The organism is Lysinibacillus sp. FSL K6-0075, from assembly GCF_038592945.1.
Lineage (GTDB): Bacteria > Bacillota > Bacilli > Bacillales_A > Planococcaceae > Lysinibacillus > Lysinibacillus fusiformis_F.
The window spans coordinates 2,374,032-2,400,702 of the sequence record NZ_CP151947.1 but is presented as its reverse complement, the minus strand read 5'-3'; the positions used below and the strand labels follow the sequence as shown (position 1 = coordinate 2,400,702).

31 protein-coding genes are annotated in these 26,671 nt (G+C 39.0%); 12 read left to right on the top strand and 19 right to left on the bottom strand.

The genetic code is table 11. The features are described from left to right. Position 1: 1 nt before the first annotated feature. Positions 2-493 carry a GNAT family N-acetyltransferase gene (locus MHB65_RS11790; RefSeq protein ID WP_342443610.1) on the bottom strand — a complete coding sequence of 164 codons (492 nt, stop codon included), beginning with the start codon at positions 491-493 and terminating at the stop codon, positions 2-4. 99 nt (positions 494-592) lie between these two features. After that, positions 593-757, bottom strand: coding sequence for a hypothetical protein (locus tag MHB65_RS11785; protein ID WP_004230164.1), 165 nt, complete (start codon positions 755-757; stop codon positions 593-595). Positions 758-964: 207 nt separating this feature from the next. Here MHB65_RS11785 and MHB65_RS11780 point away from each other — a divergent pair, with 207 nt between their 5' ends. Together MHB65_RS11780 and MHB65_RS11775 are read left to right on the top strand one after the other, a co-directional pair. After that, positions 965-1,810 (top strand): copper amine oxidase N-terminal domain-containing protein, encoded by an 846-nt coding sequence (locus tag MHB65_RS11780; protein ID WP_342443609.1) that lies wholly within the window; start codon positions 965-967, stop codon positions 1,808-1,810. A gap of 91 nt (positions 1,811-1,901) precedes the next feature. Further along, positions 1,902-2,075 carry a hypothetical protein gene (locus MHB65_RS11775; RefSeq protein ID WP_205443402.1) on the top strand — a complete coding sequence of 58 codons (174 nt, stop codon included), beginning with the start codon at positions 1,902-1,904 and terminating at the stop codon, positions 2,073-2,075. Between the two features lie 49 nt (positions 2,076-2,124). On the opposite strand, the gene MHB65_RS11770 is transcribed toward MHB65_RS11775, so the two are convergent. Beyond that, positions 2,125-2,508, bottom strand: coding sequence for a VOC family protein (locus tag MHB65_RS11770; RefSeq protein WP_205443400.1), 384 nt, complete (start codon positions 2,506-2,508; stop codon positions 2,125-2,127). Between the two features lie 50 nt (positions 2,509-2,558). Beyond that, positions 2,559-2,837, bottom strand: coding sequence for a helix-turn-helix domain-containing protein (locus MHB65_RS11765; RefSeq protein ID WP_342443729.1), 279 nt, complete (start codon positions 2,835-2,837; stop codon positions 2,559-2,561). Between the two features lie 126 nt (positions 2,838-2,963). Here MHB65_RS11765 and MHB65_RS11760 point away from each other — a divergent pair, with 126 nt between their 5' ends. Further along, positions 2,964-3,365 (top strand): hypothetical protein, encoded by a 402-nt coding sequence (locus MHB65_RS11760; protein WP_342443608.1) that lies wholly within the window; start codon positions 2,964-2,966, stop codon positions 3,363-3,365. A gap of 436 nt (positions 3,366-3,801) precedes the next feature. On the opposite strand, the gene MHB65_RS11755 is transcribed toward MHB65_RS11760, so the two are convergent. Continuing rightward, complete coding sequence (locus MHB65_RS11755; RefSeq protein WP_342443607.1) at positions 3,802-4,293, bottom strand: Lrp/AsnC family transcriptional regulator; 492 nt, start codon at positions 4,291-4,293, stop codon at positions 3,802-3,804. Positions 4,294-4,499: 206 nt separating this feature from the next. On the opposite strand from MHB65_RS11755, the gene MHB65_RS11750 reads away from it, so the two are divergent. Continuing rightward, positions 4,500-5,375: a DMT family transporter gene (locus MHB65_RS11750; RefSeq protein ID WP_342443728.1), complete on the top strand. Its 876-nt coding sequence runs from the start codon at positions 4,500-4,502 to the stop codon at positions 5,373-5,375. Between the two features lie 70 nt (positions 5,376-5,445). On the opposite strand, the gene MHB65_RS11745 is transcribed toward MHB65_RS11750, so the two are convergent. Then, positions 5,446-8,520, bottom strand: coding sequence for an ATP-binding protein (locus MHB65_RS11745; protein ID WP_342443606.1), 3,075 nt, complete (start codon positions 8,518-8,520; stop codon positions 5,446-5,448). A gap of 319 nt (positions 8,521-8,839) precedes the next feature. Between MHB65_RS11745 and MHB65_RS11740 the strand changes: the two genes are divergently transcribed. Next, complete coding sequence (locus MHB65_RS11740; protein ID WP_342443605.1) at positions 8,840-9,352, top strand: GNAT family N-acetyltransferase; 513 nt, start codon at positions 8,840-8,842, stop codon at positions 9,350-9,352. Positions 9,353-9,402: 50 nt separating this feature from the next. On the opposite strand, the gene MHB65_RS11735 is transcribed toward MHB65_RS11740, so the two are convergent. The 8 genes from MHB65_RS11735 to MHB65_RS11700 all read right to left on the bottom strand — a co-directional run bounded on the left by MHB65_RS11735 (position 9,403) and on the right by MHB65_RS11700 (position 17,576). Next, a complete protein-coding gene (locus tag MHB65_RS11735; RefSeq protein ID WP_342443604.1) occupies positions 9,403-9,627 on the bottom strand; it encodes a hypothetical protein in 225 nt (74 codons plus the stop codon). A gap of 251 nt (positions 9,628-9,878) precedes the next feature. After that, positions 9,879-10,217 carry a hypothetical protein gene (locus tag MHB65_RS11730; RefSeq protein WP_205443389.1) on the bottom strand — a complete coding sequence of 113 codons (339 nt, stop codon included), beginning with the start codon at positions 10,215-10,217 and terminating at the stop codon, positions 9,879-9,881. Positions 10,218-10,318: 101 nt separating this feature from the next. Beyond that, positions 10,319-10,855 (bottom strand): TlpA disulfide reductase family protein, encoded by a 537-nt coding sequence (locus MHB65_RS11725; protein WP_342443603.1) that lies wholly within the window; start codon positions 10,853-10,855, stop codon positions 10,319-10,321. Positions 10,856-11,505: 650 nt separating this feature from the next. Then, entirely contained in the window at positions 11,506-12,699 is a 1,194-nt protein-coding gene (locus MHB65_RS11720) for an MFS transporter (RefSeq protein WP_342443602.1), read from the bottom strand. Positions 12,700-13,038: 339 nt separating this feature from the next. Next, a complete protein-coding gene (locus tag MHB65_RS11715; protein WP_342443601.1) occupies positions 13,039-13,641 on the bottom strand; it encodes a histidine phosphatase family protein in 603 nt (200 codons plus the stop codon). A 20-nt stretch (positions 13,642-13,661) separates the two neighbouring features. After that, on the bottom strand, positions 13,662-14,000 hold the full coding sequence (locus tag MHB65_RS11710) for a hypothetical protein (RefSeq protein WP_342443600.1): 339 nt from the start codon (positions 13,998-14,000) through the stop codon (positions 13,662-13,664). Between the two features lie 211 nt (positions 14,001-14,211). Further along, positions 14,212-15,897: a methyl-accepting chemotaxis protein gene (locus MHB65_RS11705; RefSeq protein ID WP_342443599.1), complete on the bottom strand. Its 1,686-nt coding sequence runs from the start codon at positions 15,895-15,897 to the stop codon at positions 14,212-14,214. Positions 15,898-17,141: 1,244 nt separating this feature from the next. After that, positions 17,142-17,576 carry a hypothetical protein gene (locus tag MHB65_RS11700; protein ID WP_342443598.1) on the bottom strand — a complete coding sequence of 145 codons (435 nt, stop codon included), beginning with the start codon at positions 17,574-17,576 and terminating at the stop codon, positions 17,142-17,144. Between the two features lie 160 nt (positions 17,577-17,736). Here MHB65_RS11700 and MHB65_RS11695 point away from each other — a divergent pair, with 160 nt between their 5' ends. Next, positions 17,737-18,216 carry a DUF6530 family protein gene (locus MHB65_RS11695; RefSeq protein ID WP_016994140.1) on the top strand — a complete coding sequence of 160 codons (480 nt, stop codon included), beginning with the start codon at positions 17,737-17,739 and terminating at the stop codon, positions 18,214-18,216. 20 nt (positions 18,217-18,236) lie between these two features. Then, the gene (locus MHB65_RS11690) at positions 18,237-19,613 is read left to right on the top strand and encodes an MATE family efflux transporter (RefSeq protein ID WP_342443597.1); all 1,377 of its coding nucleotides are present in this window, start codon (positions 18,237-18,239) and stop codon (positions 19,611-19,613) included. A 178-nt stretch (positions 19,614-19,791) separates the two neighbouring features. Here MHB65_RS11690 and MHB65_RS11685 read toward each other — a convergent pair whose 3' ends face one another. Both MHB65_RS11685 and MHB65_RS11680 read right to left on the bottom strand, forming a co-directional pair. After that, on the bottom strand, positions 19,792-20,283 hold the full coding sequence (locus MHB65_RS11685; protein ID WP_342443596.1) for a hypothetical protein: 492 nt from the start codon (positions 20,281-20,283) through the stop codon (positions 19,792-19,794). 25 nt (positions 20,284-20,308) lie between these two features. After that, complete coding sequence (locus MHB65_RS11680; protein WP_342443595.1) at positions 20,309-21,103, bottom strand: PhzF family phenazine biosynthesis protein; 795 nt, start codon at positions 21,101-21,103, stop codon at positions 20,309-20,311. 157 nt (positions 21,104-21,260) lie between these two features. Here MHB65_RS11680 and MHB65_RS11675 point away from each other — a divergent pair, with 157 nt between their 5' ends. Then, positions 21,261-22,418, top strand: a complete 1,158-nt coding sequence (locus MHB65_RS11675; RefSeq protein ID WP_342443594.1) for a Ger(x)C family spore germination protein — start codon at positions 21,261-21,263, stop codon at positions 22,416-22,418. A gap of 32 nt (positions 22,419-22,450) precedes the next feature. On the opposite strand, the gene MHB65_RS11670 is transcribed toward MHB65_RS11675, so the two are convergent. After that, positions 22,451-22,975 carry a GNAT family protein gene (locus MHB65_RS11670; protein ID WP_342443593.1) on the bottom strand — a complete coding sequence of 175 codons (525 nt, stop codon included), beginning with the start codon at positions 22,973-22,975 and terminating at the stop codon, positions 22,451-22,453. Positions 22,976-23,260: 285 nt separating this feature from the next. Here MHB65_RS11670 and MHB65_RS11665 point away from each other — a divergent pair, with 285 nt between their 5' ends. The 3 genes from MHB65_RS11665 to MHB65_RS11655 all read left to right on the top strand — a co-directional run bounded on the left by MHB65_RS11665 (position 23,261) and on the right by MHB65_RS11655 (position 24,216). Then, positions 23,261-23,566 (top strand): hypothetical protein, encoded by a 306-nt coding sequence (locus MHB65_RS11665; RefSeq protein ID WP_342443592.1) that lies wholly within the window; start codon positions 23,261-23,263, stop codon positions 23,564-23,566. A gap of 210 nt (positions 23,567-23,776) precedes the next feature. Then, entirely contained in the window at positions 23,777-24,001 is a 225-nt protein-coding gene (locus tag MHB65_RS11660; protein ID WP_342443591.1) for a hypothetical protein, read from the top strand. A gap of 32 nt (positions 24,002-24,033) precedes the next feature. Further along, entirely contained in the window at positions 24,034-24,216 is a 183-nt protein-coding gene (locus tag MHB65_RS11655) for a hypothetical protein (RefSeq protein WP_342443590.1), read from the top strand. Between the two features lie 32 nt (positions 24,217-24,248). Here MHB65_RS11655 and MHB65_RS11650 read toward each other — a convergent pair whose 3' ends face one another. Then, positions 24,249-24,734, bottom strand: a complete 486-nt coding sequence (locus MHB65_RS11650; RefSeq protein ID WP_342443589.1) for a hypothetical protein — start codon at positions 24,732-24,734, stop codon at positions 24,249-24,251. Between the two features lie 123 nt (positions 24,735-24,857). Here MHB65_RS11650 and MHB65_RS11645 point away from each other — a divergent pair, with 123 nt between their 5' ends. Next, positions 24,858-25,535, top strand: a complete 678-nt coding sequence (locus tag MHB65_RS11645) for a hypothetical protein (RefSeq protein WP_342443588.1) — start codon at positions 24,858-24,860, stop codon at positions 25,533-25,535. A 42-nt stretch (positions 25,536-25,577) separates the two neighbouring features. On the opposite strand, the gene MHB65_RS11640 is transcribed toward MHB65_RS11645, so the two are convergent. Next, complete coding sequence (locus tag MHB65_RS11640) at positions 25,578-26,597, bottom strand: serine hydrolase (protein ID WP_342443587.1); 1,020 nt, start codon at positions 26,595-26,597, stop codon at positions 25,578-25,580. Positions 26,598-26,671: the final 74 nt, after the last annotated feature.

The following is a 26,671-nucleotide window of genomic DNA, read 5'->3' as shown; positions in this document are numbered from 1 at the left end:
TTCATCCGTCCTTTCCATCAATAAATCTTTTAACCATGCTAACGTTCATTAACGATATGCCTTGTCGTTCGACTGTTTGTGTTTGCATGATTTGGTACCCTTTCCGTTCAAAAAATGGTCTCGCTGTAAGACTAGCATCTGTGGAGATATGAGTAAGACCAAGCTTTTTTGCGTCCGCTTCTAGTAAATCTACTAAGGCGGAGGCAATCCCCTGACCCTGGAAATCCTTATGGACATAAAGACGATCTAAATAACCCTCCATTGTCATATCTCCAAAGCCAACAATTTGATGATGCGCCCTTGCGATATAGGTCTTATTATTTCTTAAAGACTGCTGCCAAGCCGCTACGCTAACTGGCTGCATTGCTAACGGTGCCCAAGCCTCCAATTGTGCCTGTGAATAATCTTGAGCGTTTACACTATGTACAGTTTCGTAAAATAATTGCAGAATTTCTTCTAAATCATCGTCATGATAGTTTGTAAAATCAAGCATCTATACACCCCTTTTCTCGCAATCTATTATACCAATGATAGGATATTTATGTAAAATTATAGTAAGCTTATAGATCAAAGTAATCTATAAGCTTTTGTTCTACTGTTTCGGTGTATTGGCTGTCAGCGGATTCGCATTGGCGACTAATTGTACAGGCGTCGTTGTTTGTTGAAAGCTATCCTTCTGTCCTTGATTGGATTTCCCATAGCCTTTCATCACAGCAAATAATGCCGCACCAACAATGCCCCATGTCAAAAACTTCATTCAATAACCTCCTTTCAGCGTTAGTATTCGAGAACAAATACAGATTATACGCTGTCAAAAAGTAGCTATAGCGATGTAGACTTTGTGTCATTGTATATCTGATGATATAAAGAGATTAAAAATAGTAATATTTTTATTATAAATAGAAGAATATTATGGTAAAATTTCGAAGGTGGTAAGTGTTATGAGTAAAGGAGGTTTATTACCATGAAGAAAATTTTTACAGGGCTATGTCTAACAACGATGCTGTGGATGGCAACGCCCGCTGAGGCTGCAACAACACAAATCAAAATCGACGATGTTGTGGTACAATCTGATACAGCACCTGAGCAAAAAAACAATCGAACAATGGTGCCATTGCGTGTGATCAGTGAAAACCTTGGTGCGCAAGTTCATTGGCAGGATGCCCAAATCACCCTTTCAATGGATCAAGCAACCGTTAAATTGAATCTAAATAACCGAACAGTCATTAAAAATGGTGAAACAGAGCAATTGGATGTACAGCCATACATGAAAAATAATCGCACCTATGTACCAATCCGCTTTATTGCCGAAACTTTTGGCAGTCAAGTGCATTACAATCAAGGGACAGTGAATATTACGACTGAACCATTGCTAATTGAAGGTGAAAAAATCAAGATGCTTCGCTATGAATATCATATGACAATGGGTGGTGTCATTCAGGATATTAAGGGCCATGCCTATCACCAAGCGCTTTTCAACATTTTCCAAGAAAAGAAAGGCGACAAAGTAGAGGCTCCGAAAGAATATTATTGGCACTTTAATCTAGAAGCTCCGGGATCTTATTATAAGCTTGGTCAATTTGATTTTATGAGCCATGACAATAACAGTGTCAAACAATATGATATCTATACTTTAAATCAACCTTTCCCTGAGGAACTATTACAAGGCTATCCTAAAGTTCTACTACATGATACAACAGAGGATAGCTGGTATTTATTCTCTGAACAAGCCGTAAAGTCAATTCAGCAACTAATTCAAAGTGCATATAACAATGGATTTAGCAAAATTATTAGTAATACAGTCGCTTAAAAAATTTTTTGATGGCAGCTATACGCAACATATTCTGTATGAAAATGTGCAAAATATTCATATCAACGATTGATTGATGGAGGTTTGCCTCATGCAGAAATTCCTGTCATTAAGTATTGTGCTACTATTCCTTTTATCTGCTTGTTCGTCGGAAGAAGCTCCGCCCAGCGAAGAAGCCGAAGCTAAAGAACAGACCGTAAATGCGCAGCCAAAAGAAAACCTCCATGCCTTGGGCTATGACAAAGGTTGGACAATGGCTGAATAATGTAAAAAGCGTGTTTTGATAAAATGATATCAAAACACGCTTCTATAAACTATCTTTGTATAATTTGAATAAGGTTGCCACATGTATCATTGAAAACTGCTATTGTGACCTCCCCCGCTTTTGTCGGCTTGATCGTAAATTCAACGCCCTTCTCCAGTAAACGTGTGTACTCCTTGTCTAAATCAGCGACTCCAAACATCGTGGCTGGAATTCCTTCAGCGAAAATCTTGCTTTGATAGTCCTTTGCGGCAGGATGCTCATCTGGCTCAAGTAATAGCTCAGTCCCTTCTAAATCATCAGGCGACACAAGCGTTAGCCATCTATGTTTTCCTAATGGAACATCCTCCTTTTTTACAAATCCTAGCTTTTCCGTATAAAATGCAAGTGCCTTTTCCTGATCTTGTACAAAGATACTGTTGACAATAATGTTCAATTTATTTTCCTCCTTTTGAGTCGTTAAGAAGCATCCTTCACATGAAAGCTTTACTCTACCCATCCTTTCAGCAAATCTTTTAGCGGTTCTTTATTGAAAAGAATCACTCGATATTTTCCCTTCCGCTGTGATATGACGAGTCCAGCCCCCTCCAATACAGAGAGATGTTTAGCAATCCCCTGCCTCGAAATAGAAAGTTCATGTTTCATTAGAAGACGCACCGTCAGTTCATACAACGTCATCTCATCCCGCTCAGCTAGCTCATCTAATATAAGTCGCCGAGTCGAGTCCCCAAGTGCTTTAAAAACAGCGTCTTTGTCCCAATTCATAGCTCGATTATAGGCAACTATACGGTTGCATGTCAACTATAAGCAACTTGTAGGTTGCTTGAGTTTTGTACGTGTGGACTCCTTATTTGAACGGGGTGAATCTTTTAGGAGCGGGGTTCTCTTCATTTGGAGCGGGGTCTATTCTTTTTGGAGCGGAGTTCTACTCATTTAGAGCGGATTCTTACCTTTTTGGAGCGGATCCCTCCTCATTTAGAGCGGCTGCTCTCCTTTTTGGAGCGCTTCTCTACTCTTTTAGAGCGGCTGCTCTCCTTTTTGGAGCGGGTCACTACTCTTTTAGAGCGGCTACTCACCTTTTTGGAGCACTCCTCTACTCTTTTGGAGTGGCTACTCACTTTTTTGGTGCGGGTCTCTACTCTTTTGGTGCGGGTCTCTACTCATTTGGAGCGGCTGCTCTCCTTTTTGGAGCGGCTCTTTACTCATTTAGAGCGGCTACTCATCTTTTTGGAGCCGGTCTCTACTCATTTAGAGCAGCTGCTCACCTTTTGGGAGCGCTTCTCTACTCATTAGGAGCGGATTCTTACCTTTTTGGAGCGGGTCACTACTCTTTTAGAGCGGCTACTCACTTTTTAGGAGCACTTCTCTACTCATTCAGAGCGGCTGCTAACCTTTTTGGAGCGGGTCACTACTCTTTTGGAGCGGCTGCTTACCTTTTGGGAGCGCTTCTCTACTCATTTAGAGCGGCTACTCACCTTTTAAGAGCGGGTCACTACTCATTTAGAGCAGCTGCTCTCCTTTTTGGAGCGGCTCTCTACTCATTTAGAGCGGCTGCCAACCTTTTTGGAGCGAATCCCTCCTCATTTAGAGCGGAATCTAACCATTTTGGAGCGCTTCCCTCCTCATTCAGAGCGGCTGCCACCCTTTCGTGAGTAGGCCTCGACCGCTATAATAGATAAAATAACAAAAGATCCTCATGATAACTAAAAAACAGAAAGCCCGAATTAACTCACTCAGGCTTGCTGTTTTCTTCGATTGGTAGCACTGTGGAATATTTAATTTCCCGTAAGGATAAATTCGTTTGAATTCTAGAGATCCCCAGCTTATTTAATTTTCGAATGAATTGGTCCAAGTCTTTACGATCACGAATGACAACCTTTAACAAATAATCATAGGCACCTGTTAAGCAATGACATTCCAAAATTTCGGTCATTGTTTTCAAGCTGTTTTCTAGCTCCTCTATTTCCTTTTCCTGATGAATATTGGTGCTCATAAAAATATAGCACAATAAATCAAATCCTAATTTTTCCTGATTTAAAATCGCGACTTGTTGATCAATATAGCCTTCATTTTCTAGGCGTTTCACCCTTGTATGGGTTGCAGGTGGGGATAAATTCACCCGTCTAGCTAATTCTGCGTTGCTCATTTGAACCTCTCGCTGCAAAATGGCTAAGATTTGCAGATCCACATTATCTAATCCTTTATTTTTTATATCTTCCATTGCTTTCTCCTCTTTTGATTATTTTTAGACAAGCAGGTTTTGAACACGATTTCAAAACATTATTTCAATAATCGTTAAATAACTTTCAATTATTTCGAATTTCTTCATTTACACAAAATATTATACTGGTAAATCACCAATAGTGCTATGATTCTTATTATACATAAAAGCAAAAGGAGTGTTCCTATACTGTGGTCAAATTTTATATGGGCTTAATGCTCGTCACAAGCTTACTATGGGGAGGCAATTTTGTTGTGGCTAAGACGCTGGTGGCGCATGCCTCTCCGATGACATTAACGATGGTCAGATGGTTGATTGCGGTGATTGTCCTTCTACCTTTGGTTTGGTGGAAAGAGAAGAAATTAGTTCCTGCCAAGTCGGCTCTTGTGCCTTTATTCCTGATGGGCATTACAGGTGTTGCCTTATTTAATATTTTTCAATTTTTAGCGTTGGAACGAACAACCTCCACGAATGCTGGTCTTATTTCAACGATGAATACCATGTCCATCGCCCTTTTTTCCTTTGCCTTTCTGAAAGAAAAAATAAATGGCTTGCAGCTTTTAGCGATGATCCTCTCTTTATTTGGTGTCGTTCTTGTCCTTTCAAAGGGAGATTGGCAGCAATTACTGAATTTCCAATTGAATACAGGGGATTTATGGATGGTGGCAGCCGTTTGTGTATGGGGACTTTACTCCGTTTGTAGTAAGTGGGCTATGAAAACAACCTCTCCTTTAATGGCGACATTGTATGCAGGCTTGTTTGGTGTGCTCATCCTAGTTCCATTCACGATTACGGATTTTACCTTTTCCAAAATCGACTCTTCTTTCATTCTTTCAATTCTTTATACAGGGGTCATCTCTACAGTAGTTTGTATGGTCCTTTGGAATATTGGCGTTCAGCAATTAGGTGCCACAACCTCTGGTATTTTCCTGAATTTCAATCCCATTTTTACAGCCCTGCTCGCCTTTTTATTTATCGGAGAACAGCTAAGCTGGCTGCAAGGCATTGGGGGAATCATCGTGATTATGGGGTGCTATTTATTCACATATTTTAAAGCGAAGACACCACAGGCTGTGCTCTAACTCCATCTCTTTCGGTACATGCAGGAACTACGGTAATTGAAAATAAAAGATGCATTCCCCCTCTCAAAACTCAACGAGAGGCAATGCATCTAATGGATTCGTTGGTGTTTTTGGCTAGTACAACAAATGAAACCGTAGTCCCTTCGTGCAGCTTGCTTGTAATGCGCAAACCCTGACCGTAATGATGTTGCAGTCTTATATGGGTATTGATTAAACCAATACTTCTGGATGGTCGCTTTTCCATCTGCAGTAACTTCGCTAATTGTTCTTCATTCATCCCAACGCCATCATCCGCTACAGTGATTTCGAGATGGGTAGTATAATCGATCATACGAATATGAATCGTTCCACCTTCAGCACGCTTTAAGATTCCGTGCTTTAATGCATTTTCAATTAAAGGCTGGATAGTCAATGATGGGATGAGGACATCTGTCTCCGCTTCTAGTTCCCATACGACCTGAATACGCTCTCCAAAACGCTCCTGCTGAATGTAGAGATAGGCTTGAATCAGCCTAAGTTCATTTTCTAGCGGCACAAGTGCTTCCACGTTTTGAAAATTATAGGACTCTCTTAAAAAATCGCTTAATGCCTCTACTAATTTACTTGTTCGGTCACTATCTAATTCACTCAACGTTAAGATGGCATTTAATGTATTAAAGAGAAAATGTGGCTCGATTTGTGCCTGAAGCCAAGCCGCCTCCATACGATGTAGCTCTTGAATAGAGCGCTTTACCTTTGTTAACGCCTCTACTCGGGATCGTAGCTCTAAGGCATCCACGGGCTTGATGACGTAATCATTGGCCCCTGCTAAAAAGCCATTTTCAATATCATGTGGCTGACTGCGCGCTGTCAACAATAAGACAGGTAAATCGGTCATCGTAAATTGCTTGCGAATACTACGCACTAATTCATATCCAGACATTTTCGGCATCATCACGTCTGAAATCACTAAATCCCATTCCTGAGACCAAATGCAAGCTAGAGCCTTCAAGCCACTTGTTACAGTCACTACTTCATATTTTTCATTAGCTAATATCGTTTCGATCACTCTCAAGTTGATGGGCTCATCATCCACAACTAAAATGCGAGGACGGTTACATGCTGGTGAGCGATTAGTCTCCACATTGGACTGCGAAGCCATTCTTTCCTGGCTCTTAAGTTCCTGCTTCTTCTCATCGGTATCGTGGCTATCCGCTTCATCCGATAAAGGTAATGTAAAGGCAAAGGTTGAACCTTGTCCTACCACTGACTGTGCCTCTAATGTTCCACCATGTAATTCAATAAGTCGTTTACTTATGTTGAGTCCCAGTCCAAATCCGCCTTCAATGATGGTTTTACTAACAGTTCCTTGTTCATAGGGCTCAAATATACGCTGCATTGTCTCCGCATCCACACCAATGCCTGTATCGGCTATAACAATTTTAGCCATACCCTCTCCTGTCGTATAACCAGATAGCGTAATCGCCCCTTCATTGGTAAACTTCACAGCGTTATGTACTAAATTAAAGACAATTTGAATCACTCGATTTTCATCGGCTAATACCTTGTGAAAATCTTTTGGAATTTGGTTAACAAAGTGAACAGGCTTCCCCTCCATCATAAAGCGGAGCATATCTAACACAGCCACTACAATTGTGTGTATGGAAACAGTGCCTAGATGGAGCTTTTTCGTATTTTCCTTTAGACTCATTACATCCAGTAAATCATTTAACAATAAGGACATGCGTTTTCCAACAGCTAGCACCGTCTCTAAATCATTGACACTTTTATGACTAAGGACAGCTGCTTCACGCTCTAACACCGCTTTTGACATATTGATAATGCTATGAAGTGGATTGCGCAACTCATGTGACGTACTAGCCAAAAATTCATCCTTTAGCAAATCTGCCTTTTGCAGTTTTTGTGCAAGCTCTTTTGTATCGGCATGCACTTTCACATAATCCTTAAACCATAACGTGGCTAAACAGGCAATCGTGATAATCAAATCAAATGGATACGAAATCACCTTGATTCCAGTGATCAGCAGCAAGACATCCCATAGAATACTATTGACAAATGCGAGTATGGCTAAAAGAAGAAACACATTATGACGAATATCTTTTATTGTCCTTCCTAGCATTAACATCATCGTAATCACAATCGGAACAGCTAAAAGGACAATATAAACACCTTGTATTGTCACGACATAACGTGTTGGTAATAGCATCGCCAATACAGATGCACAGGCACAAATAAGGGCAAACCCCTGTTTAGAACGGTTTAGATGGCGGGGCAACCATGGCTCGATACATTGGAGGAGCGAATAGCCAATGCCAACCATCGAAAGATGAACGAATATAAAGCCCCAATCATAATTGATTGGAAACCAAAAGGAAAGAAGCTTATCATCACTCCCTAAAAGATAATAAAACATAATACTAATGGTTAGAACGGAAAAGAATAGTAAGCGTCTATCCTTATTCCCAAGTAAGTACAAAATGACAGAATAGATCGCATGTAAGATTAACACAACTGCTACGAGAAGCTGCATCGTGATAGATAATTGTGTTTCCCGAAAAATCATCTCTTCTCGTCCGAATTTAATGGAACGTACAATACCACCATTACGTGGGTCTTGAAAGTTAGCAACCTGCATAATAATATCGATTTCACTTTGTCCTTTTGTTTCAAACGAAGCGGTAAACGGGACATTTTTGGCAACCGTTTGCTGGCGATTTTCACCTAGTTCCCCTGCAGCCGCAATTAAATGCCCATCCACATATACTTCCGCAGCACTACGAATACTAGGCACCCTCATACTAAATGTAAAAGCTTTTTCAGGGTCTATCAATAGTTTCAAATGATAGGAGCCATAACCATATGGTGTCAATTCACCCTCTTGAAAAACTTCATCCCAGCCATCTGGAACCTGTATATAGGTCGGAGGCATCGGAGGATTATTCTCGTCCATCAACCAACTAGACGGATAAAATGCCCATTCACCATCAAGTGTTAAGGTGTGATGCTGGAAATCGAAATCTCGTAAATCTATTTGCCCCCCTTCAGCATATGGTTGATGTGATTGTATAAATAATTGTAACCATAGTAGTCGCGAGCCTGTTAACAAGAGAATAAATATGGTAATAATAACAGCAATCTTTTTCATAAGCGGCCTTGGCAAAAGGGGATGTTTTCATTGCTTAATGACGTCACAGCATTATACGTTCCCTTTTTTAGCGAACGGCTGAAAAAACAAACGAGTATGCACGTTTATCCCTGATGCTACGCCTTCAGTACAAAAACAGTTCCCTTTTGCAAATTTCACCTCCTAGGTCACGTTCCCCTAATGATTAATGTACGATCTATGAACCCAACCATTTTACTAATCGTACATCTACACCTACTGAACAATCGAAAAACAAGATGAGATTAGCCCTAGACTACGGGTATAATGAAAGAAAAACCCAAAATTGATTGGAGATACCATGAATATTCGATTAGAAAGATTAACACAGGATGATTTTGAAAATTTATATGCATTTGAGGTTAAAAATAGGGCGTATTTTGAAAAAACAGTACCTAGCCGAGGGGATGACTATTACCATTTACCACATTTCATAAGGAAAAATGACATGCTAGTAGAGGAACAAGCTCAACAGCTGTCTTATTTCTATCTAATAAAAAATGAACTTGGACAAATTATAGGGAGAATGAATGTAACCGATATTGATAAGCAGCAACGATTAGGTCATATCGGTTATAGAGTGGGAAAAGAATATAGTGGAAAAGGGGTTGCCCATACAGCCTTACAATTAGTAGTAGACCTTATGCGCCAGGAAGGCATTCTCGTCATGGATGCACAAACAACGACGAACAATATAGCCTCTCAAAAAGTATTAGAGAAAAACGGCTTTAAAAAGATGGATAGAAGTGGGGAAACATTTGAAATGAATGGACAAAACTTCACATTCACTTATTATCGGTGGATTAATTCGTAGGATGATCTGACAAACCGTATTGTCAGATCATACAATTTAAAAGGATGTGCCTAGTCCAATGAAACTCCTTCAATGGCTGCTTTCAATTCTTCTAAGCTCTTGATCATTTGTAGCAAATAATGATATTCAGCTGCATTCATATGGTCACCATGCTCTGTTATGTATCTTTTTATACTACTTTCCATCGTTTGAATTGCTAGCATAGCTTTATAGTGAGCGTCAGGTGCTAGTTTTCTACTGTTTTCTGTATTATGTTGGTTTCGATTTTGGGGCACTGCGGTTTGATAGCTCCTTTAACATATCGCATACCTTTATAGATATAAGGATATACATATTTTGCACGATCAACGACTAGTATCTAATGATAATTCTAGTATAATAGTTATCCATTTATTCCTTTCTAATTGTAAAAATACAATTATTGAAGCCTATTTTATAATATTGCACTCTACAAATTCTATACAACGTAAAAAATCAAGATGAGCAGCTAGCCCTCTTGATTTTTTGCCTGTTGAACCAATAGCTTTTACATCTTTTGTGGGGGAATAATGCCTGTTACAAGTAAAATAAAAAATACTAAACCAATAAGGAAAAATACCAGTGAGGCTATAAATACGGGGCCAAGTGTAACCTTGAACCGCTCTCGCTCATGAATGATTCCTGTTTGTGCACTCACTTGGGATGCGAAAAGCCTCGACATCGCTCCACCGCTACTCGAAAAGTAAAATGTTCCTAATGTAAAGGCAACGCCCGTGAAAAACATCACTTCGATAAATCGTACAGAGAACATTGTGGCAATCCAATACGTCAGCGATATTTCTACAATCCATGCAATGATGATAATAATGATGTGTTTCCGCTGCATTCAAAGGAGCCCCCTTCCTTTTTTCTTCAGCTACTTCTACGTATCATTTTGGAAAAAGTTTCATTTTTCTAACTATATTGTCTATAAGACTTTTATTGTTCTTAGAGGTCCTCAATCAATTGTGTTAATTCTTGTTGATTGAGTTCGCCTTTCATGCTGTGCTGTAATTTCCCTTCTTTATCAAAGATAAAGGTACTAGGATAATTCATCACTTCAAATGTTTTCTGTAGTACCCCCTCCTCGTCTAGGAAAATAGGAAACGATAAATCATAGGTATCCTTAAATGCTGTCGCCTTCGCATAGCTGTCATAGGCTGTGGCATTGATGGCTAGTAGCTCGACATCCTTTGATTTTTGTTGATAAAAAGCCTCTAACTCAGGTGCTTCCTGTTGACAAGGGCCACACCAAGATGCCCAAAAATTCACAATTAATATTTTGCCCTTATATGCTTCAAATGTTGTGGAGGATTGATCTAGCTTTGTTAAAGCAGTCTCATAATTAATTTGTTTGGTGCCATCCTCCAAAACGGTCATAGAGGGTGTAAGTGATTCTTGAAAAAAAACATTTTTTAATGCCATACCAATAAAGATTGCGATCATGAGTGCTGAAATAATGAAGCCTATTTTTTTACGATGCATACAACTTCTCCTTTTAAAATATACAAATAATTGTATATTTTACCATACTATCTACTAACAGGATATGAACTTTTTGTAAAACATAAAAGTAGCCCCTACTTTGAAAGTAAGGGCTACGCATATTGTTGAAAAACAAAACCATCAATAGAATTTTTGTGAAAGGTGAAATTGGTTTCCGTTGCAGGCTACTTGCTTTCCTGTGGGCGAGCGCCGAGCCGCTTCCTCCGCTCCCGCTCCGTGCAGGGGCTCGCCTGTCTCGCTATCCCACGGGAGTCAAGTAGCCCTCCACTCCAACCTACAAAATGTTAACTTTTTAGCAAAGGTTTTCAAATAAAGTGAAGATCTTCACTACTCTTTATGAAGGGGTGTTGTCACTACACATTGAAAATAAGAGCCTATCTAATTATACAAATCATGGGCTATTTTGATCACTATGGCTAGTATGAAAGATAAGGAAAAGACACTTTTGCAGGATGGTTGATTGGAGCGAACGGAAGTGAGTGAAGCCGCTCATCGGACGCCCCCTGGAAAGGACGCTGGCGGAACGGAAAGCAACCCCTCACCTTGCAAAATTGCTTTTTCTGCCGTTGACATCATCTTTTTGCAACAACATGAGTAGCCCCTACTTTGAAAGTAAGGGCTACGCTTTCTTACGTGAAAGACGTTTTATTTTTATAGGCGATCAAACTAACGAGCAGAAGCACACTAGCTGAAAGGAAAAAAACAACTCGTATCCCATACCATTCTGACAAGATGCCCATGGCTAATGATGAAAGGCCGAAAACCCCTGTCACAATGACATTTAGAGATGTATAAACAGTAGGTAATTTTTCCTTTGAGACACTTGTTTGAATGATGGTTTGCTGTGGAATGTTTTTTAATTGCCCACATAAGCCAATCAGCAGAGAACAGAGCAAAGCCATTAATGGTGTGATACTAACCGCAAAGAATAATGTAAAAATAGCTGATAACAGCGCGCCTACACTTATTAGCATAGCTTTTTTACGCGCAACAAATTGGGTCCATTTTAAACAAATCATACTGCCTATCATCATGCCAATAAAAAAAATGCCGTTGAGATAACCCCACCATTGAGAAGGAGCCTGCAATGCTTCTTCTACAAAAACGAGTAATATCGCTGCGACCCAGACAGCTCCTGCCATCGATTCCAGTAAATCCATACGCGCAGCTACTTTTAGTACAGGCGTTTGGTGAATGGTTTGCCACCCTTCCATAATTAACGACCATTTCTTTGTCTGTGGACGTTCGATACGTGCTACATCTGGTAGAAGCTTTAATAGAAATGTTGCGATGAAAAAAAGGATGACAACACCCCAAATAAGCTGTGATGGCGTAAAGAGAAGAAGCAATGAACTACCAACGAACCAAGTACCCACCTGAATGGATTGGATAACCGTTTCAGCCATACTATTTGCTCGTAACAAATCCTTTTCCTCCACATAATGAGGCAGCAAGGATTGACGAATGGGATTGGCACAACCATCCAAGAACGCAACCATCGCAATCAGCAAAAATACAAAGACAATCATCGGCTGATCGCTTACCCATTGTACATACAAGGCGAGACCCAAAAGGACAGCGGTTTTAAAGCCTTGAGAAATGGTTAGCAAATGATTCAACGAGATTTTCGTCGTCATAATAGGTGTCAGCAGACTGGAAATCAACATACAAGAAGTAATAATAAACGGTACGAAGGAAGTAGCAATAGCCGAATTGGTTAAACGATAAATTATACTAATCACGCTTACTATATAAAAAATATCGCCAATATCCGCTAAAGCTTGACCTGTCAATAAAAGTGAAAAAGATCGGTTTTTAAACACGTTTTATCCCCCAAAAATAAGATTTTAACTTTTCTTGCGGGGGATTTTTAAATTGGACGAACCTGCATGTCTGAACTCCTTTTTACGCCTAGTTGAAAAAACAATGGGGGACTTCATTTTTTCAATTTCTACGCGTGATTTTGATTGCTTTACCTTTTAATTTCAAGAAAATTCTAATGTATTTATTTTAGCATCCCTTCCGCTGTGTTGCCAGAACACAAAAAGACCAGGCGCTCTCAAAAAAATTGAGTCCTGGTCTTTTTGTGAAAAGTGAAACCTACTAGTTTGCTTTAGTTTTTGTATTCTACTAGTACAGTAGTCGTGTCAGCTTGGCAAAGGTTACACATTTTTGAGGGAATTTTCACAAAACCTAATTTCCTCCTTTATTCTTTGCACCGTTTTAAGCTGTACGCCTTCAAAAATGAGTTGATAGATATCCGGCTTAGAGGTACTTTTCCAAAAATCATAGCCATAGTGGGCATCGAAATAATGGAAGATGATTGCCATTATATTGCCATGTGTTCCGATGGCGATTGTTTGACCTGCATATTTCTCTAATAAATGAATGATTTCAGGAATGGCACGATTTTGGACATCCCTGCTCGATTCACCACCGTCCAAACAGTAATCGAGGTCATGAAAGGATTTTTTTATCGCATCATCTATTTCTTCTGCTGGAAGTTGATAGGCTCCCTTTAACTGTTTTTCTCTTAATCCTTCAATTGTCTGTATCTCTAGCTTGTGAGCATCAGCCAATCCTTGGATTGTTTGGATAGCTCGTGTATAAGGACTTGAAACAATTACATCTATGTTAAATGAAAGGAGCGCTTTTGTTATTGCTCTCGCATCTTCCTCACCCTTTTTGGATAAGCCTCTTGTACGTTCCTTTCCAAAAATAAAGGGCGATTCTGCATGTCGAATCATAAAAATGGTTGTTTCCATTGCAATCCCCCTTAACGCTATTACGTATTTGCATTTCTCCTCGCAAAAGTGGAAGGCTTATAGAATACCTTGTAAGTATCGGCAAGCTCAGCTCTCACCCGTGCTGTTAACTGCATTCCTTGCTGATTAAATCGTTCTTCCAATTCAACTCCATGCGGAAAAATGCCGTCATTCTTCCAGTCAATCCATTCTCCGTATTGACGAATCCATATGTCTAGTTCGTGTTTTAATTGGTCTGACAGTGGGACATCCTCTATATTTAAATTACAATAGCAGCGATGACACCAAATCGGGTCTGCCCCTATATCCCCTTCTACTCTTAGCTGATCGGTCATTTTCGATGGACATGCACATTCCATATGTGAATCGGCTCCTTTTCACTAAATTAACATTTACAATAATACCCTTTTTCAGATTTTATTTCTATCAAAACTAGTGAATTAGAATATCCACGTAACATGAGGGGAGAAACAGTGCATTGGATTGATACAAGCTCTGAGAGATGCAATAAAAAAATGTATCCAATACTTAAACCAGGGCTTACCTTTATGATAAGTCCTGTTTTTTTGCTTAGTTGAGCTTAAATTGTCCTACCTGATTATTTAATTCTTCCGCCATTTTTGCCAGCTGATTGGAGCTATTCGAAACTTCCTCCATCGCACTCGAAGTTTGCTGCATCGTTGCGGAGGTTTCTTCCACCCCTGCTGCTGATTCTTGAGATATCGCGGCAATTTCTTCGATGGCTTCATCAATTCTTACAGAGTTTTCTACTAGCTGATTTAAGTTTTGAGAGACGCTTGTAATGTTAGTCGCCATCTCTGTCACAGCACGGTCAATTTCGACAAATGTTTGATTCGTTAAAGAGATTTGTTCTGTCCCTTGTTGTACCTCTTCATAGCTGCGCTTTAAAGAGTTTGTGACATCATTGGTTTCCTCTACAATTTGCCCAACGATTTGCTCGATATCGATAACAGACAATGACACCTGCTCTGCCAATTTACGGACTTCTTCTGCCACCACAGCAAAGCCCTGACCTTGCACACCTGCCCGTGCCGCCTCAATCGCCGCATTGAGTGCCAATAAATTTGTTTGTTTTGCAATATCATTTATGACAACGACGAGCTTGGAAATATCCTGTGATTTATAATTTAATCCCTCTACCTTATCCACTGCGTCATGGACGATGGCATCAATTTTTGTCATTTGGTTGGTAGACGCTTCAATTAAATGCTGACCTGAATTCGTTAAAGAAAGCACATGATTGGAATTACTCTGTACATGCTGACCATTTTGACTCGCTTCATTCATTCGAATAACAAAATCACTCATCAAATTGGAGAGGTCACTCGTATTATTTGCCTGTGACTCTGTACCCTCTGCAATATCATTCATTGTCAGTGCTACTTGCTCGGTTCCTGATTTAATTTCGATGGACGATTGTAGTAGCTGTTCACTATGTGCAGCAACCTCATTGGATACATCTTGAATTCGCTGAAGCATGTCCTTCATTTTCATATTCATGGTATTCGTTGAAACACTTAATTCGCCAATTTCATCTTTCGCTTTAATGGTCAGCTTATTATGGCTTAAATCACCCTCCGCAATCAGCTTCACTCGCTCTGAAATTTGCTTAACAGGTCTAGAAATCGACAAGGCTGAAGTGAGACCAGCTCCGATTGCTAATAATACAACGATACCAAATGCTACCATACTAATTTTATTCAGACGGTCATTATTCTTTATTAACGTTTGCCCTGCCTGACGAATCGACTCCTCGCGTGAGCTTGCTAGCGATTCAAAGCCTTCACGAACCGCCCCAATCTCATCCTCTTTACTAATTAGGTTTTTTACGGCTAATTCGGTATTGCCACCTTCATAGATTGGAAAGACATTTTCCTCCACATATTGACGCCATGCCTTTGCTCTTGCCGCAACCACCTCTAGTTCTTGTGATTCAAGTATTTGACGAGCTTTTTCTTCATTTTCTAAAGACAATTTTGTATATTCTTCATATGTATCTTTATATCCTTTTTCACCTGTTAATACATACCCTCTGGCAGCACCAATCCTCACTGAAATGGAGTTGGCTAAGTGCTGGTCGACAATGGACAATTCAAGCTCCCGATGCACCATATCTTCAATCTCTTTATTCATTTGTATATTTGAATAAATGATATACCCACTTTGTATCATAATCCCTATTAGAATGATGAAAAATCCGAATAAAATTTTTGTCCGTAATGATTTGAACTTCATAACGATCCCCCTCAAATTATTCAATAATAAACCTTAAAATGAAAATTTTTACACTTCCTAATCTAGTAATACCTTCCCTATGACTAAACAAGAGAATATGCCTTCATAGTTACTATGTATCAGTTAGGCGTTTTTATTATTTTTACATTCGATTTATGATATCTTTACTTTTCCGCAAAAAAATATTATTTCAAATTTTATTATTCATAATTATTTCACCAACTTTTCCAATAAATAGGTACATACACATAATTTCTAGGAAATCCGAAATAAACATGCAGTATTTTTGTAAGGATTATTTTACTTCAAATTTCCTAAATTGGAAAGAGTGTAAATTAAATTTTTTAATAGATGGATTTTTATACATTAATTTATTTAACAATGCGTTGCTTTACTTTATAACAAAACAAAAAAACTAGGGATTGTTGAACAATACCTAGTTTGCATGTTGTTGAAAAAAGATCGTGTCACTAGCAGAAAAAGAACTTTTGGCAAGGTGAGGGGTTGATTTCCGTTCCGCCAGCGTCCTTTCCAGGGGGCGTCCGATGAGCCGCTTCACTCACTTCCGTTCGCTCCAGGGTCTCATTTGTGACGCAAATCCCCTTGGAGTGACGCTGGCTCCACTCCAATCAACCATGCTGCAAAGTGTCTTTACTTTTTTCATAGTAGGATAGCGATCAAATCGCCCATTATCTGTATTCTTAGAGGGGATAAACTCTTATTTTCAATGTGGAGAAGTCATACATGACAACCATAAAGAGTAGTGAACACCTTCACTTTATCTGAAAACCTTTGCTAAAAAGGTAACATTTTGTAGGTTGGAGTGAAAGGCTACTTGACTCCCGTGGGAAAGCGAGATAGGCAAAACTCTAAACGGAGCGGTAGCGGAGGAAGCGATTCAGCGCTCGCCCACAGGAAAGCAAGTAGCCTGCAACGGAAACCATTTTCACCTTTCACAAAAATTCTATAGATGGTTTTGTTTTTCAACACTATGAAAATAGGCATTGATAAACAATACCTATTTGCTAACATCTATATAATTTGGGCTAGCGTCCAACTTATTAGAATGACACGAAGCTGGCCCTCTTACCACAAAGAAACGCTTGCAACCATTATAATAAAACATAAAAATGCGATAGCTTGTCAGTCTAACAATGTATAGAGAATCACTATTGCTATATAAGGAATAAACTAGTTTTTCAGCTTGGTGTTTATCCATTTTACGCTCTTTGATAGGGTAAAACTTAACGCTTTTTACGTAAGCTCGTGAATAATATATAAATCACGATGAACAGAGCCATGATTCCTACTACTTTATAGAGATTTAGGGTAATGTTTGTTTGACGTTGATACGTATATTCCCCATCATTTATCGCTTTAAGGTATTGCCCTTTGTCCACTTGTACCGCAATAGCTATCTCCGTATCGATTCCCTTTATGGCAAAATACTTTGTCCCTTTAGGATAAGTATTTGAAAAATTCCCCTTATATTGTTCCATATCTGAATATTTCGTTACCGCTCCAATTTCATTGTCAATGGATGTCACTTTTTCTTCTGTCATTTTATAAATATGACCATCCCACACTACAAAATGATAGACCCAGCTCGTCGCACCAGCGGTCATAGGTATAAATAATAGCATTACTATACTGCACAAACAAAGTCGTAGATAGCGCATGTACATCTCTCCTTTCCATCATCTCACCTATTAGACTTACCGTGGAAGAAAAAGTTGCACCTCTACTTTTTCAATTGACTTCTTTTTAAGTGAATGCTAAATTTACTAAAGCAGTAATTTACTAAATTACTAAATTTGAAATGACAAGGAGTACGGATACATGAAAATTCCAACACATTTAAAACATAAACCTGTCATCGTGGCTGAAAATTATGCCAATATTGATGGGCGCACGGCTTATCAAACAGATGCCCAAGGGCTTTCACTTGGTCTGGCACAATGGAATGATCGAGGAAAGGTTGATATTTCTGCGAAGGTTTGGCGACATACAGGTGGCAAATGGTCTCGTCAATCAGAAGAACTACCCCTCCATCGCGTGCTTGATCTTGCTATTTTAGTGTGTGAAACAGAACTTTATTTTAAGGAGGCTTATCGTCACGAGCATTTATATGATGAAGAAAACCCTGTGATTAATCGTGTAGGCCTACAGGGTGATGCCATGACAGTGGAAGTTTGCACAGAAAATGAACAGATCAAAGAGGATATTCAGCTTTTTCAGCAAGCACTTAATAATGATGGTGAGCTAATTGGGGAACGCCTACGCACACTATCAAGAATCTTAAAAGAAATGGGTTATTAAAACTCAAGAGGAACTTAATTATGAATGAACAAATGTTACAGGATGATCGACAGCTACGCAAAGCCTTTTTCAATTTCTTGATTCCCGTGATGCTAGCGAATGTGCTGCAATCCGTCGGCCAAGTATTTGCTATGTTTATCGTCGGACGCAATTTAGGGGTCGATGCCCTAGCAGCCATTTCCGCATTTTTCCCGTTTTTCTTCTTTTTAATGGCCTTTGCGATTGGCATTGGGTCAGGAAGCTCTATTTTAGTCGGGCAAACATTTGGGGCTGGTAATCATGCCAAAATGAAAGAGGTTGTTGGTGTAACACTTGCTTTTACAACCATTTTATCCATTGCTGTCGCGATTTTTGGTGGCTTTTTCATCGAATGGATTTTACGCTTTATGCAAACACCTGCGAATATTCTAGACATGAGTATTAGCTATGCTAAAATATTATTCTTCACGTTACCTATTATGTTTTGGTATTTGGTGTATACAACCTTTATGCGTGGAGTTGGTGATTCGAAAACACCCTTCCTATTCTTAGTGATTAGTGTTGTGTTAAATATCGCCTTCCTACCACCTTTAGTATTCGGCTGGTTGGGGTTGCCTGCGTTTGGCTTAAATGGGGCTGCCTATGCTTCCGTGTTATCCAACCTCGTGACAATGATCCTGTTGTTAGCCTATTTGCATAAAACAAAGCATTTACTACGCTTTGATAAAACAATCCTACAGCATTTTAAATTAAAGAAAGATATTTTAACTTCCTTATTAAAGCTAGCCGTTCCATCCAGTATTAGCATGGTTGCCATTTCAGTGGCTGAAATTGCGGTTATTGGCTTTGTCAATGCCTATGGTTCAGATGCCACTGCCGCTTACGGCGTTGTCAATCAGGTAGCTAGCTATGCACAAGTCCCAGCAATGAGTATTGCCATTGCCACATCTGTCTTTGTAGCACAGGCGTTAGGGGCCAATTCTACGGAGATGATCAAAAAAATCCGTCAAATGGGTGTGCGAATTAATTATCTTCTCGGTGGCGCAATCATACTCATTATGTATCTGTTTGCAGAGCCTATTTTGGCTTTCTTTATCGATTCACATGAGACTGTGCTGATTGCCAAAAATTATTTATATTTCGCCTTTTGGAGCTATTTAATTTTTGGACACACACAAACCGTTTCTGCTACGATGCGTGCCACAGGTGTCGTATTATGGCCAACCATCTTCTTAGTCATTACGATTTGGGTGGTGCAGGTGCCATTAGCGTTCCTATTATCTCACCATACATCACTAGAGTTAAACGGTGTTTGGTTAGCCTATCCGATCACCTTCTGCGTCCATTTCATTATGCAATATGCATACTTCAAGCTAGGCTGGCAAAAGCGAACATTAAAAGCCATGCTGAGCGAATAAATCGAGGAGGATATGCCACGTGTGCATATCCTCTTTTTATTATGGCAACAAAATAACCAGGTACTCAGAAATTGAGCCCTGGTCATTTTGTGAAAAGTGAATGTTACTACTATGCTTTAGTTTTTTGTATTCTACTAATAGAGTAGTCGTTTACCTTTGAAAAAGGTTACAACAAATTTCAAATTTTTTTCTCGCTTTTTTCTGCTGGCAGCACGAACCATAGGAAGGCGATAAAAATAGAAAAACTGATTAGCATGAAAAAGGTATTCACATTAAAATATTGATTGTTGACATGGATGGTTAGCCCCGAAGTGATGTCTAAAAGGTATTGTTGATCTGCATAACCATATCGCTCAATCAAGGCTGCCTCAATCACTTTTCGGTAATTTGCTAGCGCCGATCTTTGATAAATAATACCTGCCAAAATATGAATAAACGTGAGGAATAAGCCGATCATTATAGCTCGTCTCCTTAGTCCGTACTGGCGGATAAGCCTCTGCCATAGCCAAACCATCACGAAAAATAGTGGGATTACCAGTATAAGTAACAATAGTGCAGGATTGCCATTACCAGAAGAAGAACCAGGGACTGCTGTCATTTGATTGATACCTATAAATAGGACGAAAACTAGTAAACTAATACAAAGTAAGAATAGTTTAATCACCTTCAATATACATCCTCCTACAAAACCGTATCTAGATGCTTAATTCTCCTTGCAATACTTGAACTGCTTCGCCTGCAATCGTAACCCTGTCGTGATGAGGTGTCACATAAATTACACCACCCCGTTTGGAAAGCTGCTTACTTACAAGCTGTTGTTTGGTTAATTTCTCCCCCCAATAAGGCCCTAGTGCACCATGACTAGACCCATTCACATGATCTTCGTCAATGCCTTGTGCTGGAGAAAAAAAGCGAGACACGATATCAATGCCCTCTTCCTTCGACTGACTAGTTAGACATATCCCTCTAACAGGAAACTGCTTCATCGCAGAAAAATCTGGTGCAAAGTGGGCAATAAGGTCATCATTGCTTACTTCCACAATATAATCCAATTCGGTCCTCCCAACAAAGATGGGCTTCCCTCCTAACCAGTCCTCCAATGCGGAAGGACATGCGATAGCTTCAATTTGATACTTTTTAATGGCGATTTCCACTCGTTCATGTTGCCACTTGGCATGTAAGGGACCACTAGCCGTATGAAATGTAATCGTGTGCTCCTTAGCCACTATTCCCTGCTGCCAAAGCACAAAAGCACTAGCAAGGGTGCCATGACCACAAATGGGTATTTCCATATGCGGTGTAAACCATCTGAGCGAAAAATCATGCTGTTTTTTTTCAATAAAGGCTGTTGTCGGAACAGGTATCTCCTGTGCAATTTTTTGCATGGTCTCCTCAGAAAGTTCTTCATCTAAGAGACATACTGCTGCGGGATTCCCTTTATACAGCTCTGTCGTAAATGTATTCATAAGACAATAAGCAATACGAGTCACAGTTCTCACCTCTTTTATCTGATCATACCTGAAACAAGCCTCATTGGATATCATTTCCTAAATCTTCTTTAAGCTGCAGGCTCTTTATAAAAAAGCCATCTTTTGTCTAAGCTAACACTATAAAATATAACTGTAGAGCTATTCGAGTGGAGAAACCATGAAAACCTATTTCAAATTGTTAATGATCATCGGATTGACAACCTTACTCGCTGGATGCTGGGATATTACGGAGCCACAAAGAATGTACTATATCAATGCAGTAGGTGTAGACTATGAAAACGACGAGTATATTGTCTATTTACAAGTGATTAATTTCGCCGATGTTGCGAAATCTGTACAGCCAAGTGCAAATGTGGCCCCTGCTGAAGTCGGGCGTGCCACAGGAAAAACAATAGAAGAAGCGATTTACAAATTGTATCGTTCCTCGGACCAGGAAATTTTTTGGGGGCATATGCGCTTTATTGTCTTTTCAGAGCGGGCTATGGAAAATGAACATATTATTCCAGTCATTGATACATTTATACGCTTTCGGGATACAAGGTATCAAATATGGGTGTATTGTACAAAAAATCCAGTCGATGAAATACTGCTTGTCACACCTATCTTAAGAAATTCTTTATCCTCATCAAAATTAAGTAACCCAATCAACCCAACAGAACAAGAAACATTTATCGAACCAAAAGACTTAAGAGATGTTGTCATCGGTTTAAATGAACCAAGTCATGAAGTAACAATTCCCTATGTGTCCATTAAAGACGATTGGCAAACCGATGAGGAGCAGGTGGAAGAAACCTATTTTTCAGGAGTTGGTGTTCTATCGAAAGATGGCTTTAAGGGGTTTGTACAAGACAATGCTGCTCGCGGCAGTCAATGGATGCATAACTATACAAATCGAGGGGAAATTACCTTTCAATTAAACAACGATGACCAGGAAGAGCTAACGGTCAGTATTGAGAAAATACATGTCGATGTGAATCCACTTGTCAAACAAGAGGATGTTACATTTGAAGTCGAATTGAGAATTAATGCGACCATTAATGGTTTTAAAGGGAAAGTAACCGAAAAAGAGCTGGAAGAGCTTATTATTGCAGAGGTGAAAAAGGAAATTCATGAAACCTATAAAGAAGGCTTAAAATTAGATGTCGATATCTATCGTTTGTCAGAATATCTCTATCGCGATAACGTCAAGGCTTGGAAAAAGTTCGAGAAGGATGGAAAAATTCCTTTATCAGAGGATTCCATTAGTAAAATTCATGTGGAAGTAGCCAAAATCAATCCAGGACGAAAAACATTTACAGAAACCATTAGTAAATGACCAGATGCCCTCTTAGGAATCTGGTCTCCATTTTATTTTATCAGTGAATACATATAGGTATCATGTGGCACATTATTTTGATGCATATATTTTTTTAATAAGCCTTCTTGTTCGAAGCCTATTTTTTGCAATAACAGATTAGAAGCTTCATTTTCTTTAAACACAATGGCACCAATTCGTATTAAATCCATCTCTTCAAAACCATAGGAAATGGCTCTTTTCACAGCTTCCTGAGCATAGCCCTTTCCCCAATATTCAGGGAAAAGTGCGTAGCTGATTTCCGCTCTTCGATGCTCTATTGACCATTCTTGAAAGCCGATTGTACCAATAATCCCTTCTTGTTCCTTTAATGCAATGCCCCATTTAATACCGCGTTTTTCGGTAAAATTGTTGGCAAAATTTTTAATGATTTGTTGCACCTGTACTAAATTCGTTAAAGGTTGTTGTCCATAATGACGTAAAACTTCAGGATTCGAAAAGCAATCAAGGAGAGCTTGTGCATCAGGACTCGCCAATTCTCTTAACACTAATCGTTCAGTATGTAATATAGGAAACATCGTATACCTCTTTTATCATGGATTTGTTAATCAAATTTTACATTTGGCAACGAACGATTTCAATCTTTATTTCCATTAGATGACATCTTATTAAAAGGACAAGGCCAAATGACCCTGTCCTTTTTGTGCGTGTTAGTTTGCTTGCGCATCCCGACAGGTTAAGACTAACACAGCCATCTGAACATACTCTATACAAATCCTCTACGAGTTCTCAACATGCTTCTGCATAAAATCAGCCAACTTGACCACAATAAGTTCTAAATCAGTCAATGCGAGGTGCACGAAATGGAACATTTTCCACTCATACATACAAATTTTTGGGATGCCGTCATTGCAGTACCTGTCGTGATGTTGATTACACAACTCATCAAGAAAATATGTCATATTAAGCCTTTCTGGGTTCCGTCCATTGCATTAGTCGTCGGCTTACTCATTTCTGTTTTCATCAGCCATCGCCATAATCTTCTTGCTGGACTGTTTATGGGCTGGTTTTATGGCTATGCAGCAATTGGGAGTTATGCTTCTTTAAAAACTTCTTATATTGCCTATAAACAAAAGAAGCAAAAAAAACAGAAGTACACCGCTCCTTAAAATAGTAGCTATTGCACCAATATGTACAAAAGTTTATACTAAATTTTAACATTTATAATTCTACTATTAAGTTACTTTTTTAACAGAAAGATTAATTGGAGAGGAGGAAAAAACATAGCTGAACGAGATCTTACGCCTGAAGAAATAGATGCTATTTTATCTAGGCAGGAAAAATTAAATCGTCCTGCAAGCCAAAAAGATATTCAGGCTATGATAACAGCGATTGCTCTTGAATTAGACAAAGAAACAAAAGCTGAAGCACCGAACGAACAAATCATTCAACAATTAAAGCAATTGCTAGAGCATCATACGAATTACACAATATATATTAATGACAATTCAGCCGACAGCATTTTTTATTCTTTTTCCCCAAAGAAAAAAAGCTTCGTTACTGAAAATAAGAACGACATACAATTTCTTATTATTCGACCATAGTCGCACACGCCAGAAAAACGGAGGAAAATCACGTGTCTAAAATCATTACTTTTGCCTTCAATACCAAGTATAAAGAGCAAATCCAGGAAACATTTTTATTTGAGCAATTAGGGATAAATGAGCAATTACCTAGCGATGAAACGAAAAGCAAATCGATCAGCTATTTGAAAACTGGGTATGTGATCGCCTCAATCTTTCCTACAGCATCGTTTTAGAGGAGGAAGATCAATGACCACCCTATCCCCTTCTAGTAACTTCCATTAAAATTCGTTACATCTGCCTGCAAACGGTTAACGAACATTTGGATTTGTTCCATCGTCACGATTATACATAATGCAGGGCCACATTCTCTTGCTCCGTAATGATTCCTCTCATAGGCATCTAGGACAAACATTAATTTATAACGAGGCGCTGCTTCCTCCCTCTCCTCCTCAGGGATTTGAAAAATACCATATCCAGGGTAAAAATATTGCCCATAATGAGGGATATGATAGATGCATAGTCCAGGATCATGCGGCTCCAGCATACTTAAATGGGTAGGCTTCAATTGCGTCATGTCTTCTAATAATTGAAGAAAATCTCTTTTTAAACAATAAATTTCAGTATGTATGGCTGGGAAAGCTGGTCCATAGCGAAATTCAATGCGGAATCTTACACTTCCCTCGTTCACCAATATAATGTTAAGCTCTACCTCGCAACAAGGATTGCTCGAATATTCTTTTAATAGTGCCATCCTATCTCTCCTTTGTTCTTCTCTCTACAATATACTACGAAACTAATAATTTACCAAATAAATGAAAATATACGCATTTATGTATGATACAATAGAAGTACTTTTCATTTTATGGAGGTGAAGGTGTTGAAAAAATATTTGGTGACAGGCTTTGTACTAGGAGCCCTCTTCCTTACAGGCTGTAATAATGATAACGAAGCAGCCTCACCACAATCTACATCAGTCGATGAACAACTAATAGAAAAGGAATCTGTCATCGCACCTATTCCATTAGTTTTGACGCTAGCACAGAAGGAACAATACTATAAAGAATATTCGACGATTGTCAATCAATTAAATGAAGAGTATGGTACAGGCTTTAAACTAGATCCCATTACAACATTTTCAGCGGATTATTGGCTTGAATTAAATGATTTTGAGGACATGTTAAAAGGAAGAATCGACACTTCATTTGTCGTGGTTGATAATAAGGAAATTTTTTCACCAGTAAAAGTACCAAAATTAGTGAAATTACATATGGGATCACATCAAACGATCATTCGTGTTGATGGTTCATTTGACACCCAACTAAGCAAGGATATTCCTGGTGGAAGACAGTTGTTCTCGTTTATGCATTCATTGTCGTCAAAAATTGAACAGGGCGAAGGCAACTGGACGCAAACAGGATATGACCCTGCCATTAAAGATCAAGGCAGTGCTTACAATATTACAATCGGTGGCTACTATTCATACAATGGTGTATCCTCGCCTCATATTATTGAGGTCGAATATTATTGTAATATATATGGTGGCATTACTTAAAGAGCTTGTCTGTAATCTTTTTTACAGACAAGCCCTATTCTTTTATAAGGTAGCCTCTATTCCTTTCATCATATCAAAAGCTCCCTTTGATTTATTGGAACAAATGACAACTTTGATGGACGACGCAGGATAATAAGCTGAATGGAAGCACACCCCAGGATCATATCCCATTACATGGTATTTTAGTATAGCTTGTTCACTGTTCTTCTTAATCCATACACCATAGCCATAACCATCATTTTCATTTATTTCTACATGAGGTAAAAGCAGCTGATTCGTTAAATCTTCATTTAAAAGCTCAAAGTTCATGAGCGCACACCAGAACTTTGCCATATCCTTCCCTGTGACAAATGCTCCCCCATCAGAACCACCTTTTACAGGTAATGAATAGATATTGGTTTTCCAGGTCCCGTCTGGGTTGTCTATATACCCTAACGCTGTATTAGATGGCAGAGAATCAAACGAAAAATAGCCAGATTCCGTCATATTCACCCGATCGAATAGATGTTGCTGAATGTAATCGGAAAAATCCATCCCAGCGATATGCTCTACGATTAATCCTAATACAATATATCCTGCATTGTTGTAATGAAATTTCTCACCTACTTTATGCTTCATCGGTCGATTCTGGAATAAAGGTAAGAAATCACGCAATGTTCGAAGCTGATACATCGGATTTTCAACCCACAACGCTTCAAAATCCGCCATTTCTTCCTCATCAAAATAATCGGGTATGCTCGAAGTATGTGTTAGCAGATGAGCAACGGTTACTTGCTCATCGAAGTGCTTAAAATGTGGGGGCAGACAATCACTTAATTTCGTGTCAAAAGAGAGCTTCCCTTTTTCAATAAGCTGACAAATAGCGACTGCGGTAAAAATTTTACAGCCAGAGGCAATGCCAAAACGAGTTTTAGCATGATTATCGATTTGTTCTGAGCGATTCGCATAGCCAAAGCTTTGGCTGACTAAGGCAACCTTCTCCTCATTTTCCACTAGTACTGTACCAGAAAAATCAACCTTCTCTTGTATTTCCATTACGATATGTTGTAATTTTGTTTGCATAAGTATTCTCCTGATTTTCTTAAAATTACTAAATAATAGATTTTTTATTTTAACCATATCGTTTTGAACATATT

What these genes read in the sequence shown, in the direction of transcription:
- MHB65_RS11690 (WP_342443597.1), top strand. Translation starts at nt 18,237, where the DNA reads ATGAATGAACAAATGTTACAGGATGATCGACAGCTACGCAAAGCCTTT.
- MHB65_RS11675 (WP_342443594.1), top strand. Translation starts at nt 21,261, where the DNA reads ATGAAAACCTATTTCAAATTGTTAATGATCATCGGATTGACAACCTTA.
- MHB65_RS11710 (WP_342443600.1), bottom strand. Translation starts at nt 14,000, where the DNA reads ATGGAATGTGCATGTCCATCGAAAATGACCGATCAGCTAAGAGTAGAA.
- MHB65_RS11745 (WP_342443606.1), bottom strand. Translation starts at nt 8,520, where the DNA reads ATGAAAAAGATTGCTGTTATTATTACCATATTTATTCTCTTGTTAACA.
- MHB65_RS11775 (WP_205443402.1), top strand. Translation starts at nt 1,902, where the DNA reads ATGCAGAAATTCCTGTCATTAAGTATTGTGCTACTATTCCTTTTATCT.
- MHB65_RS11790 (WP_342443610.1), bottom strand. Translation starts at nt 493, where the DNA reads ATGCTTGATTTTACAAACTATCATGACGATGATTTAGAAGAAATTCTG.
- MHB65_RS11665 (WP_342443592.1), top strand. Translation starts at nt 23,261, where the DNA reads ATGGAACATTTTCCACTCATACATACAAATTTTTGGGATGCCGTCATT.
- MHB65_RS11670 (WP_342443593.1), bottom strand. Translation starts at nt 22,975, where the DNA reads ATGTTTCCTATATTACATACTGAACGATTAGTGTTAAGAGAATTGGCG.
- MHB65_RS11785 (WP_004230164.1), bottom strand. Translation starts at nt 757, where the DNA reads ATGAAGTTTTTGACATGGGGCATTGTTGGTGCGGCATTATTTGCTGTG.
- MHB65_RS11750 (WP_342443728.1), top strand. Translation starts at nt 4,500, where the DNA reads ATGGGCTTAATGCTCGTCACAAGCTTACTATGGGGAGGCAATTTTGTT.
- MHB65_RS11650 (WP_342443589.1), bottom strand. Translation starts at nt 24,734, where the DNA reads ATGGCACTATTAAAAGAATATTCGAGCAATCCTTGTTGCGAGGTAGAG.
- MHB65_RS11715 (WP_342443601.1), bottom strand. Translation starts at nt 13,641, where the DNA reads ATGGAAACAACCATTTTTATGATTCGACATGCAGAATCGCCCTTTATT.
- MHB65_RS11765 (WP_342443729.1), bottom strand. Translation starts at nt 2,837, where the DNA reads ATGAATTGGGACAAAGACGCTGTTTTTAAAGCACTTGGGGACTCGACT.
- MHB65_RS11640 (WP_342443587.1), bottom strand. Translation starts at nt 26,597, where the DNA reads ATGCAAACAAAATTACAACATATCGTAATGGAAATACAAGAGAAGGTT.
- MHB65_RS11700 (WP_342443598.1), bottom strand. Translation starts at nt 17,576, where the DNA reads ATGCGCTATCTACGACTTTGTTTGTGCAGTATAGTAATGCTATTATTT.
- MHB65_RS11740 (WP_342443605.1), top strand. Translation starts at nt 8,840, where the DNA reads ATGAATATTCGATTAGAAAGATTAACACAGGATGATTTTGAAAATTTA.
- MHB65_RS11725 (WP_342443603.1), bottom strand. Translation starts at nt 10,855, where the DNA reads ATGCATCGTAAAAAAATAGGCTTCATTATTTCAGCACTCATGATCGCA.
- MHB65_RS11695 (WP_016994140.1), top strand. Translation starts at nt 17,737, where the DNA reads ATGAAAATTCCAACACATTTAAAACATAAACCTGTCATCGTGGCTGAA.
- MHB65_RS11705 (WP_342443599.1), bottom strand. Translation starts at nt 15,897, where the DNA reads ATGAAGTTCAAATCATTACGGACAAAAATTTTATTCGGATTTTTCATC.
- MHB65_RS11755 (WP_342443607.1), bottom strand. Translation starts at nt 4,293, where the DNA reads ATGGAAGATATAAAAAATAAAGGATTAGATAATGTGGATCTGCAAATC.
- MHB65_RS11780 (WP_342443609.1), top strand. Translation starts at nt 965, where the DNA reads ATGAAGAAAATTTTTACAGGGCTATGTCTAACAACGATGCTGTGGATG.
- MHB65_RS11730 (WP_205443389.1), bottom strand. Translation starts at nt 10,217, where the DNA reads ATGCAGCGGAAACACATCATTATTATCATCATTGCATGGATTGTAGAA.
- MHB65_RS11660 (WP_342443591.1), top strand. Translation starts at nt 23,777, where the DNA reads ATGATAACAGCGATTGCTCTTGAATTAGACAAAGAAACAAAAGCTGAA.